Origin of the sequence: Winogradskyella pacifica, from assembly GCF_003386275.1 — a bacterium.
GTDB lineage: Bacteria > Bacteroidota > Bacteroidia > Flavobacteriales > Flavobacteriaceae > Winogradskyella > Winogradskyella pacifica.
The window spans coordinates 65,154-83,442 of the sequence record NZ_QREI01000005.1; the positions used below are offsets into that span (position 1 = coordinate 65,154).

The window sequence follows — 18,289 nt, forward strand, 5'->3', positions numbered from 1 at the left end:
GATTCTAAATATAGTATTTTTCACTAAAAAAAATGGCTTATTTTTGGGCAATATTTTTAGATACAAATTATGCAGAAGATAAAGGGAACTTTAATACCTATTGGAGGAAATGAAGATAAAGGGATTGAAGAAAGCGAAATCTACACACTAGAGTTTATTGACGAAGGTATTTTGTACCACGTCGTTAAAGAAGCTGGAGGAGTTGACGCCAAAATTGTGGTGATACCAACAGCATCTAGTATTCCTGTTGAAGTTGGCGAAAATTATCTAACTGCTTTTTCGACATTGGGTTGTAAAAACGTTGAAGTTTTAGACATTCGCTCTAAAGAGGATTCTGAAACGGAACATGCTATTGAACTTATAAAAAGTGCGAACTGCGTTATGTTTTCTGGTGGTGATCAATCTAAGATTACCGATAAAATTGGTGGAACGATAATACACACCATTCTAGCGGAACGCTTCGTTAATGAAGCTGGTTTTGTTATTGCAGGCACAAGTGCTGGCGCAATGGCAATGGCCAACGAAATGATTGCTGGCGGAAGTGCTTCGGAATCGTTTATTAAAGGTGCCGTGAATATGTATAAAGGTTTAGGCTTGATTCCTGAATTGATTATAGACACTCATTTTATTCGTCGTGGTCGCTTTGGAAGACAATCGGAGGCTGTTGCTAAATTCCCGAATTTAATAGGGTTTGGACTCGCTGAAGATACTGGCATGATTATTAAAAACGGAAACGATTGTACCGTAATTGGCTCTGGAATGGTCATTGTTTTTGATGGAAGCACATTAACACATAACAATGAAAAAATACTAGAAGAAGGGACGCCAATGACTATGGCAAACCTTACGATTCATGTATTATCTAACGGAGATGAGTACAGTATTAAAACTCGAAAAGTAAAAGTGTTGCCTATTGAAGCTCCTTTTATCTAACACACACACATCCCTTTGAAAAAAGGGATCTCATTACTATATACTAGATCTTACTGAGTTGTAAAAACGTTTTGCATAATTATACTTTGCGTCTTAGCGTCTTAGTGAGAATATTACACAGAGATACACAGAGGTTTCACGGAGATGTGCAGAGAGAAAGATCTCAACAAAAAACAAATTTCATAAAGCTTTTAGACAATAACACTTTGCGACTTAGCAGCTTTGCGAGAAAATTGCACAGAGATAAACAGAGGTTTCACGGAGATGCGCAGAGAAAAAGATCTCAACAAAAAATAAATTCCAAAAACCTTTTAAACAATAACACTTTGCGTCTTAGCGCCTTTGCGAGAAAATTGCACAAACACCCATTGGAAGCAATATCTTAATCGTTTTCAATTTTGAAACTCTGAAACTCTGAAACTTTGCAACTTTATAACCTCACAAACCTATCCATAAATAGAAACATCATCAATCCCATCAGAAGATTTCTGTCCACGATACATCCCTTCCGTATTAAATGGCATCGCAATGTTTCCGTTAGTATCCACAGCAATTAAACCACCATCCCCACCAATTTCGAGGATACGTTTATGAATGACTTCACTTGAAGCGTCTTTTACCGACATCCCTTTATGCTCCATTAAACACGCTACATCGTAAGCTACAACACCTCTAATAAAAAACTCACCACTACCTGTACAACTAATGGCGCAGGTTTTATTATTGGCATAATTTCCGGCACCAATCATTGGTGAATCGCCTACACGTCCCCATTTTTTATTCGTCATTCCTCCAGTAGATGTTGCTGCTGCGATGTTACCATCTTTATCGCAGGCTACCGCGCCAACGGTTCCAAATTTTGAATCTTTTTTTGTAGCATGATCTAACTGAAAACTATCAGTATCTTTAATCTCTAACCATTGTTTGTGTCGAAACTCATCATAAAAATAAGATGCATCTTCCAACTTATAATTGAGTTCTTTCGCAAACTGCATCGCTCCGTCTCCAGCTAAAAATACATGTTCGCTTTTTTCCATGACATCACGAGCCAAAGACACGGGATTTTTAATTCCTGTAATTAAACTCACGCCACCAGCATTCAAGGTTTTACCATCCATGATACTGGCATCCATTTCATGCGTTTCGGTTGCTGTAAACACGGAGCCTTTTCCGGCATTGAATAAATGCGAATTCTCTAATAATTTTACGGCTTCTTCAACAGCTTCAACTGCCGATTTCCCGTCTTCTAATAGTTTATAACCTTCATTTAAAGCCGACTGTAATGCCGATTTATACTGTGCTTCCAATTCAGGAGTCATCATCCCTTTTACTAAAGTTCCTGCGCCTCCGTGAATGGCTATTGAGAATGTTTTCATGGGTATCATTTAAGTTTGGAAAATTACAAATTGCTTTTTAAATAAACGCTTTAGTTTTTGTAATTTGCAGGCTGTTCTCATTAGCACAATCAAAAACATTTTACACTATTAGTTTTAAGCACATTTGAGAAATGTCAAAAGCTATAGTACGTAAGCATTTCGACTGCGCTCAATGTGACATTCATTTTCAAATTAACGCAATATCATTTTTTGTTTAGGTTAGCTGACACAAAAAATGATGATTTTTTTAGATGATGCGAGAAAGAAAAATTAAACATAGCCATAGCTACGTTTCATTTTTATTTTGAAGCAGAAATGAAAAAAGGGTGTTTTTTGAAGCTCACTTAAATAAAATATGATATAACATGTCAGATCAAAAACGCCTATTTCTAGTTGATGCTTACGCTTTAATTTTCCGCGGGTATTATGCTTTTATAAAAAATCCAAGAATCAATTCTAAAGGGGAAGACACCTCAGCCATTATGGGCTTTATGAATTCGCTTTTAGATGTGATTAAACGCGAACGACCAGATCATTTAGCCGTTTGTTTTGACAAAGGAGGTAGTGTAGACCGCGTGGAAATGTTCGAAGCCTATAAGGCCAACAGAGACGCAACACCAGAAGGCATTAAAACGGCCATTCCGCATATTTGTAATATTCTTGAAGCCATGCACATTCCAATCATGGTAAAAGAAGGATACGAGGCTGATGACGTCATTGGTACCTTAGCTAAAAAAGCCGAAAAAGAAGGTTATAAAACCTTTATGGTGACTCCAGATAAGGATTTTGCACAACTCGTTTCAGAAAATATATTTATGTACCGACCAGTTTTTGGAGGTGGTTACGAAACTTGGGGAATTCCAGAAGTACAAAAGAAATTTGAAGTTACCGATCCACTACAAGTCATTGACTTTTTAGGGATGATGGGAGATGCTTCTGATAATATTCCTGGACTACCTGGTGTTGGTGAAAAAACAGCTAAGAAATTTTTAGCCGCATATGGCAGTATGGAAAACCTTTTTGCAAATTCACACGAGCTAAAAGGGAAAATGAAAGAGAAGATTGAAGCTAATCAAGAACTCGGTTTATTATCTAAACAATTGGCGACCATTATGCTCGACGTACCTGTAGAGTTTAATGCCGAAGATTTTGAAATGTCAGAACCTGATATTCCAAAAGTGACCGAGATTTTCCAAGAACTAGAATTTAGACGTCTCATTGATAATTTTAATAAAACCTTTGCTACTAAAACCGAAGACACAACAAATTCAAGTTCGAGTTCAAATTCAAATTCGAGTTCAACTTCAACTTCAACTTCAACTTCAACTTCTGGCGCAGGCGCCGGTCAATTCTCATTATTTGGAGGTGGCGAACCTTCAGCAACTGAAACTATTTCCGAAAATACTAGAAAAACGTCAGCAACCTATTCTCATTTTTACCAAAGCGTCGCGCCTGGTATGGCAACCAAATTGTTTGTCAAAAACCTAATGAATCAAACGTCTGTTTGTTTTGATACCGAAACCACAGGCTTAAATGCATTAACCGCAGAATTAGTCGGGATTGCATTTTCTTGGGAAGTTGGCAAAGGATTTTATATACCTTTTCCAGAAGATAGAACGGAAGCACAAGAACTTATTGAAATACTAAGACCATTTTTCGAAGCTGAAACCATCGAAAAAATCGGTCAGAATTTAAAATACGATATTAAAGTCTTAGCAAAATATAATATCGATGTTAAAGGCAAACTCTTCGATACCATGTTAGCGCATTATCTAATTAATCCAGATATGCGACACAATATGGATGTTTTAGCAGAAACCTATTTAAACTATACACCAATTTCTATTACCGAATTGATTGGTAAAAAAGGAAAGAATCAAATCTCCATGCGAGAGGTGCCTTTAGAAAAACAAACCGAATATGCAGTTGAAGATGCAGACATCACACTTCAACTCAAAGAACATTTCGAAAAAGAACTTGGCGATGCTAATACGCAAAAGTTATTTGACGATATTGAAGTGCCACTATTAAGAGTTTTGGCAACCATGGAATTAGAAGGGATAAACCTCGATAAAGACTTTCTAGACTCCTTATCTGAAGATTTGAATAACGACATCGCAACACTAGAACAAGAAATCTATGCCACAGCCGGCGAAGAATTCAACATTGCCTCACCAAAGCAGCTAGGGATTGTGTTATTTGAAAAAATGAAATTGGTCGATAAACCTAAGAAAACCAAAACAGGTCAATATGCGACTGGCGAAGATATCTTATCCTATTTAGCAAAAGATCATGATATCATTCAGAAAATATTAGATTTTAGAGGCCTTTCAAAATTAAAGAGCACCTATGTAGATGCTTTACCTTTACAAGTAGAATCCTCTACAGGTCGTGTGCATACCGACTATATGCAAACTGTTGCAGCAACAGGGCGCTTAAGTAGTAACAACCCTAATTTACAAAATATCCCAATTCGTACCGAACGTGGTCGTCAAGTGCGTAAAGCCTTTGTACCAAGAAACGAAGACTACATCTTACTCGCTGCCGATTATTCGCAAATAGAATTACGAATCATTGCCGCTTTAAGTGAAGAAGAAACCATGATTGAAGCCTTTAAAAACGGTGAAGATATTCATGCGTCAACCGCATCCAAAGTATTTAATGTGCCATTGGCTGAAGTCACTAGAGAGCAACGTAGCAATGCCAAAACCGTCAACTTCGGAATCATCTATGGTGTGTCTGCCTTTGGGTTAAGTAACCAAACCGATTTATCGCGTGGTGAAGCCAAAGAACTTATTGACACCTATTACGAAACCTATCCAAAATTAAAAGCCTACATGAGTAAGCAAGTCGATTTTGCTAGAGATCATGGCTATGTCTCTACCGTTTTGGGTCGTCGTCGTTATTTAAAAGACATCAACTCGCGTAACGCTGTGGTGAGAGGTGCCGCAGAACGAAATGCCGTTAACGCACCCATACAAGGAAGTGCGGCCGATATCATTAAAATTGCGATGATTAATATTTATAACAAGCTAGAAGCTGGTAATTATAAATCGAAGATGCTCTTACAAGTACATGATGAATTGGTCTTTGACATCTACAAACCAGAACTCGAAGAACTCACCACCTTAATTAAAACCGAAATGGAAAGTGCATTTATTATGGATGTGCCTTTAGATGTTGAGGTGGATACTGGCTTGAATTGGTTGGAGGCGCATTAGGAATGAACAGTACAAAATTTCAATACTACGATGCAATTTCATTGAATAACTTCAACCACAATTTTTCCTTAACTTGCATTTTTAATTTACAGACAATATAAGTGGCTTTAAAAGAAAAAATATCAATTGAAAATTTTGAAGATAAAAAATTCAAAATCAGACTTGTAGAATCCGAGAAAGATACAGAAGCTGCATTTACGCATTATTTACATAATCATAGAAATGGAGTTTCAAAATTCTACAAACCTGACGCATTAGAACATGTCAGAAATTTATTTGAATACAAATTTCCTGATGTCAAAGTATCTGATAAAGCAGCAGAAGAAGCCCTTCAATATTTAATTTTTCAACAAGAAGAGATTCCATTTCCTGCACCAAAAAAACCTGATTTTAAATTCATAGATCTTTTTGCTGGAATTGGAGGATTTAGGTTAGCATTTCAAAATCTTAAAGGAAAATGTGTTTTCACAAGTGAATGGGATAAATATTCAAAACAAACTTATCAAGCCAATTTTGGTGAAGTTCCATTTGGAGATATTACCAAAAAATCCACTAAAGATTATATTCCTGATGGATTTGATATTTTATGTGCTGGGTTTCCTTGCCAAGCATTTTCAATTGCGGGAAAACGTGGAGGTTTTGAAGATACAAGAGGAACACTGTTCTTTGATGTTGCTGAAATAATTAAAAAGAAAAAACCAAAAGCTATTTTTTTAGAAAATGTAAAAGGATTAAGAAGTCACGATAAAGGAAAAACTTTCGCTACAATTTTAAATGTTTTAAGAGAAGATTTAGGGTATTTTGTACCAGAGCCACAAGTAATGAATGCCAAGAAATTTGGAGTTCCACAAAACAGAGAACGAATTTTTATTGTAGGATTTAGAAAAGATTTGGGAATTACAGAATTCAAATACCCAAAACCAATTAATAGAAAAGTAACATTAGAGGATATTTTAGAATCGGAAACAGTTTCTGTAAAATATTATTTATCCGAAACTTACATAAACACCTTAAGAAATCACAAAGCACGACACGAAAGTAAAGGTAATGGTTTTGGTTATGAAATAATCCCAAATAACGGAACTGCCAATGCAGTAGTTTGCGGAGGAATGGGAAGAGAAAGAAATTTGGTTCATGATTTCAGACTAAAAGATTTTACACCTATAACGCACATAAAAGGAGAAGTCAACAGAGAAGGAATTCGAAAAATGACACCAAGAGAATGGGCTAGACTACAAGGTTTTCCTGACAACTACAAAATTGTTGTTTCGGATGCTCAAGCGTATAAACAATTTGGAAACTCAGTTGCAGTTCCAGCAATTCAAGCGACCGCAAAAAAGATTATAGAAAAACTCAAAACTTTATGATTACAGGAAATAAAGGAGAATGGAGTGAATTATACGTTTTAATAAGGCTTTTAGCTGATGGGAAACTTCATCAATCTGATATCGATCTCTCAAAAGATGAAAATAACATTTACGAAATTATAAAAGCATATAAGTCGGAATCTGAATATAAATTAGAATTTCAAAGAGATAAAGAAATTTTAGTTATAAAAGATAAAAACGATTCATATGAAGAAATTGGCAAATTCAGTATTAATTCATTTGATCAGTTAGCAAAAAAACTGTTTACAGGAATCAAAGAAGGAAAAGGAAGGACTTTCTCTATTGAAAGTTTAAAAAATCAATTAGACAAACTACATATAAAAAAAATAAAGGCTAATTCTCAAACAAAGGCAGATATCAGCCTTCGAATTTATGACCATCGTCTTGCAAAAGAAACAGACTTAGGCTTTAGTATAAAATCTTTATTAGGTGGTGATTCTACATTATTCAATACAGGATACGGAAATAATTTTATTTTTAACGTTACCAACAACTTAGACACCTCAGTTTCTGATTTTAATAAGACAACCTATGCGCCTGAAAATGGCGTTTCGAAAATCACTACCAGATTAAAGGAACTAAAAAAACTTAACTGTAAGATTAGTTATAAAGAAGTTCAATCAAAACAATTATGGCGTAATCTAAAAATGATTGATGGAGATTTACCTGCTATTTTAGCGCAAGCATTGTATTTCAGATGGCTATTTAGAGAACCTTCTTTAGCTAAAGTGTCAGAATTACTTGAAGATAATGATCCTTTAAACTTTTATGATGGAATACCATCTGAGCAAAAATTATATTCATATAAGATTAAAAGATTTTTGGCTGAGGCTGCAATGGGAATGACGTCAGAGACACCGTGGTTAGGTGAATACGATTTATTCGGTGGTGTAATAATAGCAAAAAACGATGGTGATATTGTTTGTTTTCACATCTATGATTTTAATCTATTCCGTAGTTATCTTCTAAATAATACTAAATTTGAGCAACCAGCAACGGGCGAGGATGGAAATAATCCAGGAAATAGAAAAAAAACAGGCAAGAAATATTATTATGGCTGGTTAGAAAACGACTTAGACGATCTAATCTTTAAGATAAACCTACAAATCAGGTTTAAATAATAAATCATGCTCACCATGCTCAAGATAATAATCCAATTCAAAAGTTTGTCCTTCATCAACTTCTAAATCTTTAGCAAATCCCATACTTACTTGTCCAGTTTTTAAATCATATAATCTAGCTTTTGACCTAATACCATTATCTATAAAGTCTAATATTACATAAAGTTGATTAAAATTTTCTTCAAGTCCTTGGTATTTTACAATTTGCCCTCTTCTATTTGGTTTCATAATATAAGTATTTTAACCAAAAACACTACCTAAGCTGATGGTAGTCAACATACAATTAGTAGCATTTTACTATTCTAAAATCTGCCGTGTTATAATTTCAATAGCTTCTACTTTGCCTAAAATATTACCCATTTCAAGAAGTGAATCTTCGTCTTTATAAATACCATTTCTATCATTCCAAGTTAACCAATCAATTAAATCCAAACGAGACCACGAGTTCAATTCAACATGAAGTTTATCCTTACTCAATTCCATGATTTTGTAATAAGGATGTCTTAACTTTTCTTCTTCACTTATACTTAAATACATACATTATCTTGTTTGATTCTTCACACTTAAATATAACAAAAACAAACTCAATAACATAACGATCAGTCATTTAAAAACAATTATTAGTCAAAAGTAAAAAACGAGTTTGGCAATAGTTTGGGTTATGTTTTTATTGAAGAAGGAACTTTAAAAGACCATTACGGCTCTAAACCAATGAGTATTAATTGGGAACTTAGTGAACCAATGCCACATTATTTATGGAAAGATGCAGCAAAACTTTCAATTGGTTAAAATTATAGATTAACTATCTGTTATTCAAATAAGCTATTTTTTACACCCCTAAAGTCCCCTCAAGGGGACAATCCTAACCAAGAAACATAAGGCATAAAAAATGAATTTTGTGTACCCAATACACAATCTAAAAATCCTATAAATACTATATTTTCCTTTACCAAATGTCCTCTTGAGGATTATTGAGATGAAAATACATTTTCATTGAAGATACCGAGCGTAGCTCATTAGGGGTGTTTAGGAATATTTTGAGATGTTCCCTCTAGTTAATCACGCAATTCCCCAACCTTCGCCTCAATAACCAACAACACAGAAAACATATTCTTTTTAACGTCTTCATTAGAAAACCTTAAAAGGTAACACCATAAGCCTCTAATTCACTTTGCCGTTTAGTATCATATATAAAACGATGCTCATGACTATCACCATCAATTTCAATAGCTAAACCTATTTCGTGGCAATAAAAATCTACAATGTAATTTAGCATTGGCACTTGTCTATGAAACTGAACACCATAAGCACGCTGTTTTATATTTTGCCAAAGTAATACTTCGCACAACGTACTGCTTTTCCTTAATTGCCTAGCCATTGCTTTTAATTCTGGATTGTATGAAATGATTTTGTTTTTCATTTTACTAATTTATCACTCTTCTTTTTACACCCCTAAAGTCCCCTCTAGGGGACAATCTAGACCAAGAAACTTTTGTGTAAAAATTAGTTTTTATTGTTACCATTCATAATATACAATTTTATGAATAACATGTTTTCCTTAAACAAATTTCCCCTTGAGGATTATTAAGGTAAAAGAATTCTTTTATCAAAAATACCGAGCGCAACTCCTTAAGGGTGTTACCCAACCAATCCCCTTAACATTCTCTTCAAGATTAAACAACACACTAATTTAGCAAAAACACCAAACCAAAAAAAAGCCTCAATTATAAAATAATCAAGGCCATTTAAATAAGATTTACGTAACGCTACTTTTTCAAAAGCTTATCTGTATGTATTTTACCATCTACTGTTACAACATTTAACATGTAAACTCCTGCAGCAAGACTACTAACATCAAGGACATCTACAGAAGTACGTTCCATTAATTGTTGTCCATTTAAATTATAAATAGACACCTGTGCAATCTGTTCGTTCTGAATGCCTGTAATTTTTAATTCATCAGCAACCGGATTTGGATAGATGCGCAACGCTGATGCATCCGCAAAGTCTACAGTACCTAAGGTGCCGCTTTCAAAACTAAAATTATCGTAATAAGCATCACCACCATAATTGTTATGTAGCATATTAAAACCTACAATATCAACAGACGTAAAATTGCTACGTGTGTGTGCCAAAACATCATTTAAGTAATACTTTAATTCTGTGGCAGTTACTTCAATTTTAACATGTAACCAGGTATTTGGAGTCCAATCGGCACCTTCAAGATCAACAGTTCCATAATTTATATCATCTATGACGTAAATAGATTCTCCATATTCCATAATAACCCCTGCAACAGGAACAAAATCATCATTGGCATCAATACCAAAAAGGGTCATTTCAAAATCAGATCCATCACTTTCTGTTACCATAACATCATACGAAAATGTAAAATCCTCAAATGATTTTGGAGCATTAAAGTTTTTTGCAGCACCAAAAATTGAGTAAAATTGAGGATTAAAACTCGACTCATAAGAATTTTTAAAGGCATAAATGCCATCAGTAGCTCCCTCATCAGATACCACTTGATTCTGAAGAAAGACACCTTCGCTATCTACCGAAACTTCCCAACCATTTTGGTTGTTTAGTGTTCCTAAATTATAAGATTCACTGGTTTCAAAGGAAATTGTTTCCTGACTAAAGACACCTCCGGTAAGTAATAACATGAAGGCAATTGTGTAGTTTTTTATCATTTTATTTGTTGTTTAGAGCAATAAAATTAATATAAACACAATGGAGAAACGAAATAATTAACACTTGAAAAAGCCACAATTCAGTAGTCAATTGAGTTTCTGACACCTATACTTTTTAAGATTTAAGAAAGTAAGAACGCTAATACGTTTTCACAGTAATAAAGCAAGAATCACTAGCTATTTAAGAACGGACTATTGCAAGGGTTCACCCGTAGTTACTCCATATCTCCTCCGTATGTACTCCGTATCTAAGTCGGATCATCCTCGGGTATATACCAACCAAGCCTTAGCTGTAACCCTAAGTCTTAACCATACAATAAACTAATAAGATTGAAGTAAACGAACTAAGACTAACGTCGCTTCTTCTTATTTCGCTTCTTACCTTTAAATCGCACCTTATCCTCAGCCGTACGCTGATTAAAAGACACCGCATCATTAAAGGTGTTTTTAGCGTCACCTGTAGGTTTGTTTTTACGCCATTTTTCAGTTTTCTCAGGCAATAAAACGCTTAGTAAATCCTCACGACCCAATTTATTTAAGGTCTTCTTAATCCACGCTTTATTTTCATCCTTGTACCAGAAGAAAAAACGGTGTTGTTCGTCCTTTTCCTTTTTAGTAATAGGCGTGTTGACTTTCTTTAAGGTGTAAGGATGGTAACCACTATAATAAATTACCGTAGCAACCGTCATTGGTGTTGGTGTAAAGCCTTGTACTTGCTCTAACTGGAAACCCATATCTTTAGTTTCGGCAGCTAGATTAGCCATATCTTCCACTTCACAAGCGGGGTGATTCGATATAAAATAAGGGATCAATTGAAGTTTTAAACCCTTCTTAATATTAATCTTATCAAAACGTTCCTTAAACTTATGGAAGTATTTAAACGACGGTTTACGCATCAATTTCAAAACCGGATCACTTGTATGCTCTGGCGCTACTTTAAGCCGTCCAGAAACATGCTTCGTCATTACCTCTTCCGTGTAATCATCTAACTCTTTAGGATCCGCATTTTTATTAAATTCTGGCACCAACATATCATGTCTAATCCCTGAACCAATAAATGACTTCTTCACTTTTGGATGCTTATCTACCGCTTGGTACAATTCCGTTAACGGCTTATGAGAGGTATCTAAATTACTACAAATCACGGGCGAAATACAACTAGGCGCCACACACTTGTCGCAAATAGATTGTACTTTCCCTTTCATCTGATACATGTTGGCACTTGGCCCACCAATATCAGATAAATAGCCTTTAAAATCTGGCATATTCGCCACAGTGTCTACTTCTTTTAAAATAGATTCCTGACTACGAGACGCAATAAATTTCCCTTGGTGTGCAGAAATGGTACAAAAGCTACAACCACCAAAACATCCACGGTGAATGTTAATGGAAAACTTAATCATTTCAAACGCAGGGATTGGTCCACGCTTATTATATTTTGGATGGGGTAATCGTGTATAAGGATAATCGAAAGAGGCATCAATTTCCGCTTCCGTCATGGTTGGGTACGGTGGATTAATCATCAAGGTCTTACCCCCTATTTTCTGAAAAATTCGTCGTGCCGCTAGCTTATTAGATTCCTGCTCAATGACCTTAAAATTAGAAGCATACTTCTTCTTGTCTTTTAAACAAACTTCATGCGAAGAAATCTCAATATCTTCCCAATTACTATTCTTCGGTATTTTTTCATCTTCTTTTAAAAGAACTGCTGTTTGTAAAACCGTATTGATGCTATTAAAGGGCACTCCTTTTTCTAACAGTCGCACTACTTCACGCAAAGGCTGCTCACCCATACCATAAACCAACATGTCTGCTTTAGAGGTTTCTAAAATAGACGGCATTAACTTATCACTCCAAAAATCGTAGTGCGTTACACGACGCAATGATGCTTCAATACCACCAATTAAAACCGGAGTATCTGGCCATTTCTCTTTTAGAATATTAGTATACACAGTAGTCGCATAATCTGGTCTAAACCCAATATCTCCATTCGGAGTATAAGCATCCTTATCACGACGTTTCTTATTCGCGTTATAATTGCTAATCATAGGATCCATACAGCCACCTGTTACACCAAAAAATAATTTTGGGGCACCAAGTTTTACAAAATCCTGAAGATTATCATTCACATTAGGTTGCGGCACAATAGCGACACGTAACCCAAAACTTTCTAACATACGTCCTATAACTGCAGGACCAAACGTTGGATGATCTACATAAGCATCTCCGCTAAACAGAATCACATCGAGTGCTTCCCATCCGCGAATTTTCACCTCTTTGTTTGTGGTAGGTAACCAATCTGAAAGTTGTAATTCGTTCTTCACGTTGCAAAAGTAGTTAAAATATTGCCGCTTAGGCAGTACAAAAAGTTAAGGTGTATAATTTGGGCGTTACCCAGGGGTCGTGCTTTCGGCAGTCGCTTTTTTGTGTTGCATATACGCAACAACACAAAAAGAGCTTCAACAAATGCCTCAATCACTAACGCAGGCGTATTTGCTCGCGTCCGAGACTAAGTACAAAGCTATAGTTCACTTATAAATCTAAACCTTTTAAGCTCTCTACACGGTTTCTAATTAAGAAATCATCAATCGTTTCAAAATGCTCAATCACGCGTTTTTCTTTAAACTCAAAGACTTTCTTAGACAAGCCTTGTAAGAAATCACGATCGTGAGACACTAAAATCAGAGTACCATCAAAATTCTGAAGCGCTTCTTTTAACACATCTTTCGATTTTAAATCTAAGTGATTGGTAGGCTCATCGAGAATTAATAAGTTTACAGGTTCTAGTAAGAGTTTCACCATAGCTAATCTGGTTTTTTCACCACCAGATAACACACTTACTTTTTTATCAATATCATCACCTCGAAACATAAAACCACCTAAAATGCTTTTAATTTGAGTTCTTACATCACCTTGTGCGACTTCATCAACCGTTTGGAAAATCGTTAAACTCTCATCTAACAACGCCGCTTGGTTCTGAGCAAAATACCCAACCTTCACATTATGACCTAAACTACACGTCCCTTCCACATCAATTTCGCCTAAAATAGCTTTAATCATGGTGGACTTCCCTTCACCATTTCTTCCTACAAAACAAACCTTCTCTCCTCTAGCGATAGACATGTTAGCATTGTTAAACACCACATGATCATCATAAGATTTAGAAACATCTTTAACCGTCACCGGATAATCCCCAGAACGCTGCGTCGCCGGAAAACGTAATTTTAAGGCTGATGTATCTACATCATCAATTTCAATGATTTGTAATTTCTCAAGCATACGCTCACGAGATGTTACTTGATTGGTTTTGGAGTACGTCCCTTTAAAACGTTCAATAAACTGCATATTATCTGCAATAAACTTCTGCTGTTCTTGGTAAGCCTTTACCTGATGCGCACGTCTGTCTTCTCGTAATTGTAAGTAGTGCGTATAGTTTGCTTTATAATCGTAAATACGACCCATCGTCACTTCTATGGTTCTATTGGTAATATTATCTACAAAGGCGCGATCGTGAGAAATAACCACAACAGCATTCGCTTTATTCAATAAAAAATCTTCTAACCAAATAACCGATTCTATATCAATATGGTTGGTCGGCTCATCTAGTAAAATTAAATCAGGCTTTTGCAATAAAATCTTAGCCAATTCAATTCGCATACGGTAACCACCAGAAAACTCATTAGTTTGCCTTGTAAAATCCTCTTGTTTAAAACCTAACCCTTTTAATGCTTTCTCAACTTCCGCATCATAATTCACATCTTCTAAAGCGTAATATTTTTCCCCTAAATCAGAAACACGCTCAATGATTTTCATGTACTCGTCAGATTCGTAATCAGTTCTAGTTTCCAATTGCTTATTAAGACCTTCCATTTCGTCACGCATTTCATACACATGCTTAAAAGCTTTAGACGCTTCATCAAAAACAGTAGTATTATCTTCCGTTAATAAATGTTGAGGTAAATACGCAATAACAGCATCTTTAGGGCACCTCACATTACCACGCGTTCCACTCTGAACACCAGCAATAATTTTCATCATGGTAGATTTTCCTGCTCCATTTTTGCCCATTAAGGCAATCTTATCGTTGGCATTAATAGTAAACGACACATCGCTAAAAAGGGTGTGTCCACTAAATTCTACGGCTAAATTATCTACTGAAATCATGTTCTGAATTTTGAAGTTGCAAAACTACTAAATGGTAAGTCATTATTTTTAATTGTGAATAAAATTATATCGCGTTTTATTTCAGTCAATTCTAGTGGTGTTTCAGTCAATCTATGTTCTGGTTATAAATTAATTTTAGAACAAATTCAACTTCATATAAAATCAAACACTTATGATCATTACAAAAGTATTAGGATTAACAAGCGCACTCACTAGAAGTAAAAAAGCCAAAATCGCCATTTTAGGTTTAGAAATGGCCGTATTAGCTTATGCACTTTATCAACAAAAGCAAGAAAGGAAAAATAAGCGACTTAAATCTTAGTGGTATAAGATTTTGAAGTAATTTTGCAGTCGTATTTTAAGATTATGAGTATTATTTCAAAAGACATATCAAAAGCGGTTCAGCTTTTAACGGCTGAAGAACTTGTTGCTATTCCAACTGAAACAGTCTATGGTTTAGCAGGAAATATCTATAGCGAAAAGGCCATAAAAGCCATTTTTGAAACCAAGAAGCGTCCGTTTTTTAATCCGCTTATTGTTCACATTTCATCAATTGATAAACTCACTAGCATTGTAGAGTACATCCCAGCAAAAGCACAACTCCTAGCCGAAGCCTTTTGGCCAGGACCAATAACGTTGGTTTTAAAAAAGAAAGCGATTATTCCAGATTTAATAACAGGAGGAAAAGATACCGTTGCCGTGCGTGTGCCTAATCACCCAACAACGTTAGAATTATTACACCGCTTAGATTTTCCATTAGCAGCACCAAGTGCCAATCCTTTTAGTAGTATTAGCCCAACTACAGCGCAACATGTAGAAACGTATTTTAAAGATGATATTAAAATGGTTTTAGATGGTGGAGCGTGCACAAGTGGTATTGAATCTACTATTATTGGTTTCGAAAATGACGAACCTATTATATATAGACTAGGTTCAAAATCACTAGAAGATATTGAAGCCATAGTTGGAACGATTGAAATTAAAAATTCGGTTAAAAGTCAAACGGAAGCTATTCCGAATGCACCAGGCATGTTAGAACGTCACTACGCACCAAAAACAAAAACCGTCTTAACAAATAATATTTTAGAAGCAGTAAATCTTCATAAAAACAAACGTATTGGACTATTAACGTTTCAGTATGAAATTGAGCATCCTAATATTGAGGTTCAAATAGCACTTTCAACATCTGGTGATTTAGTTGAATCGGCTTCAAATTTATATGATGTGCTTCATCAGTTAGATAAGATGCATCTTGATATTATTATTGCTGAGGAATTCCCAGATTACGGCTTAGGAAAATCTATAAACGACCGACTCACTAGAGCCACAAAACACTAAACTAAAAAGACATTTTTTAAACACGCTGATTTTCAGTAGAAAAATATTTCCATCAAGGTTTGGTAAATCAATAGTTTATCGTAAATTTGCAAACTCTTTTTTGAAGAGAAATGTTTAATCTATTGTGTCATTTAAGGCACAATTATAAATCAAATTAGTGTGGATACATTAAGCTACAAAACAGTTTCAGCAAACAAAGCTACCGTTAATAAGGAGTGGGTTTTAGTTGACGCTGAAGGACAAACTTTAGGTCGCTTAGCTTCGAGAGTAGCAATACTTTTAAGAGGTAAGCACAAGCCTAATTTCACGCCACACGTTGATTGCGGTGACAACGTAGTTGTTGTTAATGCAGAAAAAATCAACTTAACTGGTAACAAATGGACGGAAAAAAGTTACATCCGTCACACAGGTTATCCAGGTGGACAAAAAAGTCTGACAGCTACTGAATTGTTTGAGAAAGACCCAAGCAGATTAGTAGAAAAGTCAGTGAAAGGAATGTTGCCTAAAAACAAATTAGGAGCAGCCCTTTTTAGAAATTTAACTGTTGTTTCAGGTACAAAGCATGCTCATGCAGCTCAAAAACCTAAAACAATGACATTAAACGAAATTAACTAAATGGAAGTAATTCACAAAATTGGCCGTAGAAAGACGGCTGTTGCTCGTGTGTACGTTGCCGAAGGTAGTGGCAAAATCACAGTGAACAAAAAAGACATGGCGGATTATTTTACTACTGCAACATTGCAGTATAAAGTAAACCAACCTTTAGCCTTGACTAACAATGATGGCAACTTTGATATTACTGTTAACGTATATGGAGGTGGTATCACCGGCCAGGCAGAAGCAATACGTTTAGGCCTTTCTCGCGTTATGTGCGAGTTAGATCCTGAAAACAGATTAGTATTAAAGCCAGAAGGTCTATTAACGAGAGACCCAAGAATGGTAGAAAGAAAGAAATTCGGACAAAAGAAAGCTCGAAAGAAATTCCAATTCTCGAAACGTTAATATCCAAACAACACTTAATTCAGAACTTGATTTTTCAGGTTCTGAATTATTTTATTTTATTGAAAAGATTCTGAATCAACTTTGGAATCAATTTAAAATATTTCAAAATAAATTTGAAATAAAGTTTAGCATCTAAATGAAGCCAACAGCCTATAGCTAAAAAGCTAAAAGCCCAACGGAACATTGCTAATTTAACAGAACGTAAACTATTACAAAATGGAAAAAGTAGAAGTAAAAGAATTACTTGAAGCAGGTGTACACTTCGGTCACCTTACACGTAAGTGGAACCCAAACATGGCTCCTTACATCTATATGGAACGTAACGGTATCCATATTATCAACCTTTATAAGACAGCAGCAAAAATTGAAGAAACTTCTGAAGCTTTAGCTAAAATAGCAGCATCAGGAAAGAAAATCTTATTCGTTGCTACAAAAAAACAAGCTAAAGACATCGTAGCTGAAAAAGCTGGTGCAGTTAACCAACCTTATATTACTGAGCGTTGGCCTGGTGGAATGTTAACTAACTTTGTTACAATCAGAAAAGCCGTTAAAAAAATGGCTTCTATTGATAGAATGAAGAAAGATGGTACATTCAACTCTTTATCTAAAAAAGAGCGTTTACAAGTAGATCGTTTACGTGCAAAATTAGAAAAGAATTTAGGTTCTATTTCTGATATGACACGTTTGCCAGGTGCTATCTTTGTTGTAGATATTATGCGTGAGCATATTGCAATAAAAGAAGCTCAAAAATTGAATATTCCAATTTTTGCAATGGTAGATACAAACTCTGATCCACGTGAAGTAGATTATTTAATCCCTTCAAATGATGATGCTTCTAAATCTATAGACAAAGTCTTATCTATCGTAACTTCTGCTATTGCTGATGGTTTAAACGAAAGAAAAGCTGAACGTTCAGATAAAGAAGGTAAAGCTCAAAAAGGAGAAGCTAAAGCTAAGCCTGCTCAAAAAGCAGAAAAAGCAGCTGTATCTGAAGAAGAAGAATAAATAACATTTATACAATACTAAAAGTCATTTGGTTCTTTTCTTTTTGAA

The 18,289-nt window shown here is 35.2% G+C and carries 17 protein-coding genes; 10 read left to right on the forward strand and 7 right to left on the reverse strand.

Annotated elements, in window-relative coordinates; all coding sequences use genetic code 11:
• Positions 1 to 69 precede the first annotated feature (69 nt).
• Positions 70 to 933 carry a cyanophycinase gene (locus DFQ09_RS11480; RefSeq protein WP_115810465.1) on the forward strand — a complete coding sequence of 288 codons (864 nt, stop codon included), beginning with the start codon at positions 70 to 72 and terminating at the stop codon, positions 931 to 933.
• A 446-nt stretch (positions 934 to 1,379) separates the two neighbouring features.
• Here the strand turns inward: DFQ09_RS11480 and DFQ09_RS11485 are convergent, their stop codons facing one another.
• Positions 1,380 to 2,309, reverse strand: a complete 930-nt coding sequence (locus DFQ09_RS11485) for an isoaspartyl peptidase/L-asparaginase family protein (protein WP_115810467.1) — start codon at positions 2,307 to 2,309, stop codon at positions 1,380 to 1,382.
• A 365-nt stretch (positions 2,310 to 2,674) separates the two neighbouring features.
• Between DFQ09_RS11485 and polA the strand changes: the two genes are divergently transcribed.
• The 3 genes from polA (at position 2,675) to DFQ09_RS11500 (ending at position 8,039) form a co-directional block, all read left to right on the forward strand.
• Positions 2,675 to 5,530, forward strand: a complete 2,856-nt coding sequence (gene polA, locus DFQ09_RS11490) for a DNA polymerase I (protein WP_115810469.1) — start codon at positions 2,675 to 2,677, stop codon at positions 5,528 to 5,530.
• 101 nt (positions 5,531 to 5,631) lie between these two features.
• Positions 5,632 to 6,897, forward strand: a complete 1,266-nt coding sequence (locus DFQ09_RS11495) for a DNA cytosine methyltransferase (RefSeq protein ID WP_115810471.1) — start codon at positions 5,632 to 5,634, stop codon at positions 6,895 to 6,897.
• Entirely contained in the window at positions 6,894 to 8,039 is a 1,146-nt protein-coding gene (locus DFQ09_RS11500) for an HpaII family restriction endonuclease (protein ID WP_115810473.1), read from the forward strand. Before DFQ09_RS11495 ends, DFQ09_RS11500 begins: the two co-directional genes overlap by 4 nt.
• Here the strand turns inward: DFQ09_RS11500 and DFQ09_RS11505 are convergent.
• Entirely contained in the window at positions 8,019 to 8,267 is a 249-nt protein-coding gene (locus DFQ09_RS11505) for a hypothetical protein (protein ID WP_115810475.1), read from the reverse strand. The two genes, DFQ09_RS11500 and DFQ09_RS11505, sit on opposite strands and share 21 nt — an antisense overlap.
• 69 nt (positions 8,268 to 8,336) lie before the next feature.
• Complete coding sequence (locus DFQ09_RS11510; protein ID WP_115810477.1) at positions 8,337 to 8,576, reverse strand: hypothetical protein; 240 nt, start codon at positions 8,574 to 8,576, stop codon at positions 8,337 to 8,339.
• A 117-nt stretch (positions 8,577 to 8,693) separates the two neighbouring features.
• Between DFQ09_RS11510 and DFQ09_RS19115 the strand changes: the two genes are divergently transcribed.
• A complete protein-coding gene (locus DFQ09_RS19115) occupies positions 8,694 to 8,828 on the forward strand; it encodes a hypothetical protein (protein ID WP_262511080.1) in 135 nt (44 codons plus the stop codon).
• Between the two features lie 349 nt (positions 8,829 to 9,177).
• On the opposite strand, the gene DFQ09_RS11515 is transcribed toward DFQ09_RS19115, so the two are convergent.
• The 4 genes from DFQ09_RS11515 to DFQ09_RS11530 form a co-directional block, all read right to left on the reverse strand.
• Entirely contained in the window at positions 9,178 to 9,459 is a 282-nt protein-coding gene (locus DFQ09_RS11515) for an endonuclease domain-containing protein (RefSeq protein WP_317124903.1), read from the reverse strand.
• Between the two features lie 346 nt (positions 9,460 to 9,805).
• Positions 9,806 to 10,732: a T9SS type A sorting domain-containing protein gene (locus DFQ09_RS11520; protein ID WP_115810479.1), complete on the reverse strand. Its 927-nt coding sequence runs from the start codon at positions 10,730 to 10,732 to the stop codon at positions 9,806 to 9,808.
• Between the two features lie 350 nt (positions 10,733 to 11,082).
• The gene (locus DFQ09_RS11525) at positions 11,083 to 13,056 is read right to left on the reverse strand and encodes a YgiQ family radical SAM protein (protein WP_115810481.1); all 1,974 of its coding nucleotides are present in this window, start codon (positions 13,054 to 13,056) and stop codon (positions 11,083 to 11,085) included.
• A 208-nt stretch (positions 13,057 to 13,264) separates the two neighbouring features.
• A complete protein-coding gene (locus tag DFQ09_RS11530; RefSeq protein WP_115810483.1) occupies positions 13,265 to 14,896 on the reverse strand; it encodes an ABC-F family ATP-binding cassette domain-containing protein in 1,632 nt (543 codons plus the stop codon).
• Between the two features lie 172 nt (positions 14,897 to 15,068).
• Here DFQ09_RS11530 and DFQ09_RS18925 point away from each other — a divergent pair, with 172 nt between their 5' ends.
• The 5 genes from DFQ09_RS18925 to rpsB all read left to right on the forward strand — a co-directional run bounded on the left by DFQ09_RS18925 (position 15,069) and on the right by rpsB (position 18,241).
• Positions 15,069 to 15,218, forward strand: coding sequence for a hypothetical protein (locus DFQ09_RS18925; protein WP_181897174.1), 150 nt, complete (start codon positions 15,069 to 15,071; stop codon positions 15,216 to 15,218).
• 44 nt (positions 15,219 to 15,262) lie between these two features.
• On the forward strand, positions 15,263 to 16,234 hold the full coding sequence (locus DFQ09_RS11535; RefSeq protein WP_115810485.1) for an L-threonylcarbamoyladenylate synthase: 972 nt from the start codon (positions 15,263 to 15,265) through the stop codon (positions 16,232 to 16,234).
• Positions 16,235 to 16,393: 159 nt separating this feature from the next.
• Positions 16,394 to 16,849, forward strand: a complete 456-nt coding sequence (rplM, locus tag DFQ09_RS11540) for a 50S ribosomal protein L13 (protein ID WP_020894709.1) — start codon at positions 16,394 to 16,396, stop codon at positions 16,847 to 16,849.
• The gene (rpsI, locus tag DFQ09_RS11545; RefSeq protein WP_020894710.1) at positions 16,850 to 17,236 is read left to right on the forward strand and encodes a 30S ribosomal protein S9; all 387 of its coding nucleotides are present in this window, start codon (positions 16,850 to 16,852) and stop codon (positions 17,234 to 17,236) included. It begins immediately after the preceding gene.
• 216 nt (positions 17,237 to 17,452) lie between these two features.
• A complete protein-coding gene (gene rpsB, locus DFQ09_RS11550) occupies positions 17,453 to 18,241 on the forward strand; it encodes a 30S ribosomal protein S2 (RefSeq protein WP_115810487.1) in 789 nt (262 codons plus the stop codon).
• Positions 18,242 to 18,289: the final 48 nt, after the last annotated feature.

What these genes read in the sequence shown, in the direction of transcription:
- DFQ09_RS11480 (WP_115810465.1), top strand. Translation starts at nt 70, where the DNA reads ATGCAGAAGATAAAGGGAACTTTAATACCTATTGGAGGAAATGAAGAT.
- DFQ09_RS11505 (WP_115810475.1), bottom strand. Translation starts at nt 8,267, where the DNA reads ATGAAACCAAATAGAAGAGGGCAAATTGTAAAATACCAAGGACTTGAA.
- rpsI (WP_020894710.1), top strand. Translation starts at nt 16,850, where the DNA reads ATGGAAGTAATTCACAAAATTGGCCGTAGAAAGACGGCTGTTGCTCGT.
- rpsB (WP_115810487.1), top strand. Translation starts at nt 17,453, where the DNA reads ATGGAAAAAGTAGAAGTAAAAGAATTACTTGAAGCAGGTGTACACTTC.
- DFQ09_RS11485 (WP_115810467.1), bottom strand. Translation starts at nt 2,309, where the DNA reads ATGAAAACATTCTCAATAGCCATTCACGGAGGCGCAGGAACTTTAGTA.
- polA (WP_115810469.1), top strand. Translation starts at nt 2,675, where the DNA reads ATGTCAGATCAAAAACGCCTATTTCTAGTTGATGCTTACGCTTTAATT.
- DFQ09_RS11515 (WP_317124903.1), bottom strand. Translation starts at nt 9,459, where the DNA reads ATGAAAAACAAAATCATTTCATACAATCCAGAATTAAAAGCAATGGCT.
- DFQ09_RS11535 (WP_115810485.1), top strand. Translation starts at nt 15,263, where the DNA reads ATGAGTATTATTTCAAAAGACATATCAAAAGCGGTTCAGCTTTTAACG.
- DFQ09_RS11500 (WP_115810473.1), top strand. Translation starts at nt 6,894, where the DNA reads ATGATTACAGGAAATAAAGGAGAATGGAGTGAATTATACGTTTTAATA.
- DFQ09_RS11530 (WP_115810483.1), bottom strand. Translation starts at nt 14,896, where the DNA reads ATGATTTCAGTAGATAATTTAGCCGTAGAATTTAGTGGACACACCCTT.
- DFQ09_RS18925 (WP_181897174.1), top strand. Translation starts at nt 15,069, where the DNA reads ATGATCATTACAAAAGTATTAGGATTAACAAGCGCACTCACTAGAAGT.
- DFQ09_RS11510 (WP_115810477.1), bottom strand. Translation starts at nt 8,576, where the DNA reads ATGTATTTAAGTATAAGTGAAGAAGAAAAGTTAAGACATCCTTATTAC.
- DFQ09_RS11520 (WP_115810479.1), bottom strand. Translation starts at nt 10,732, where the DNA reads ATGATAAAAAACTACACAATTGCCTTCATGTTATTACTTACCGGAGGT.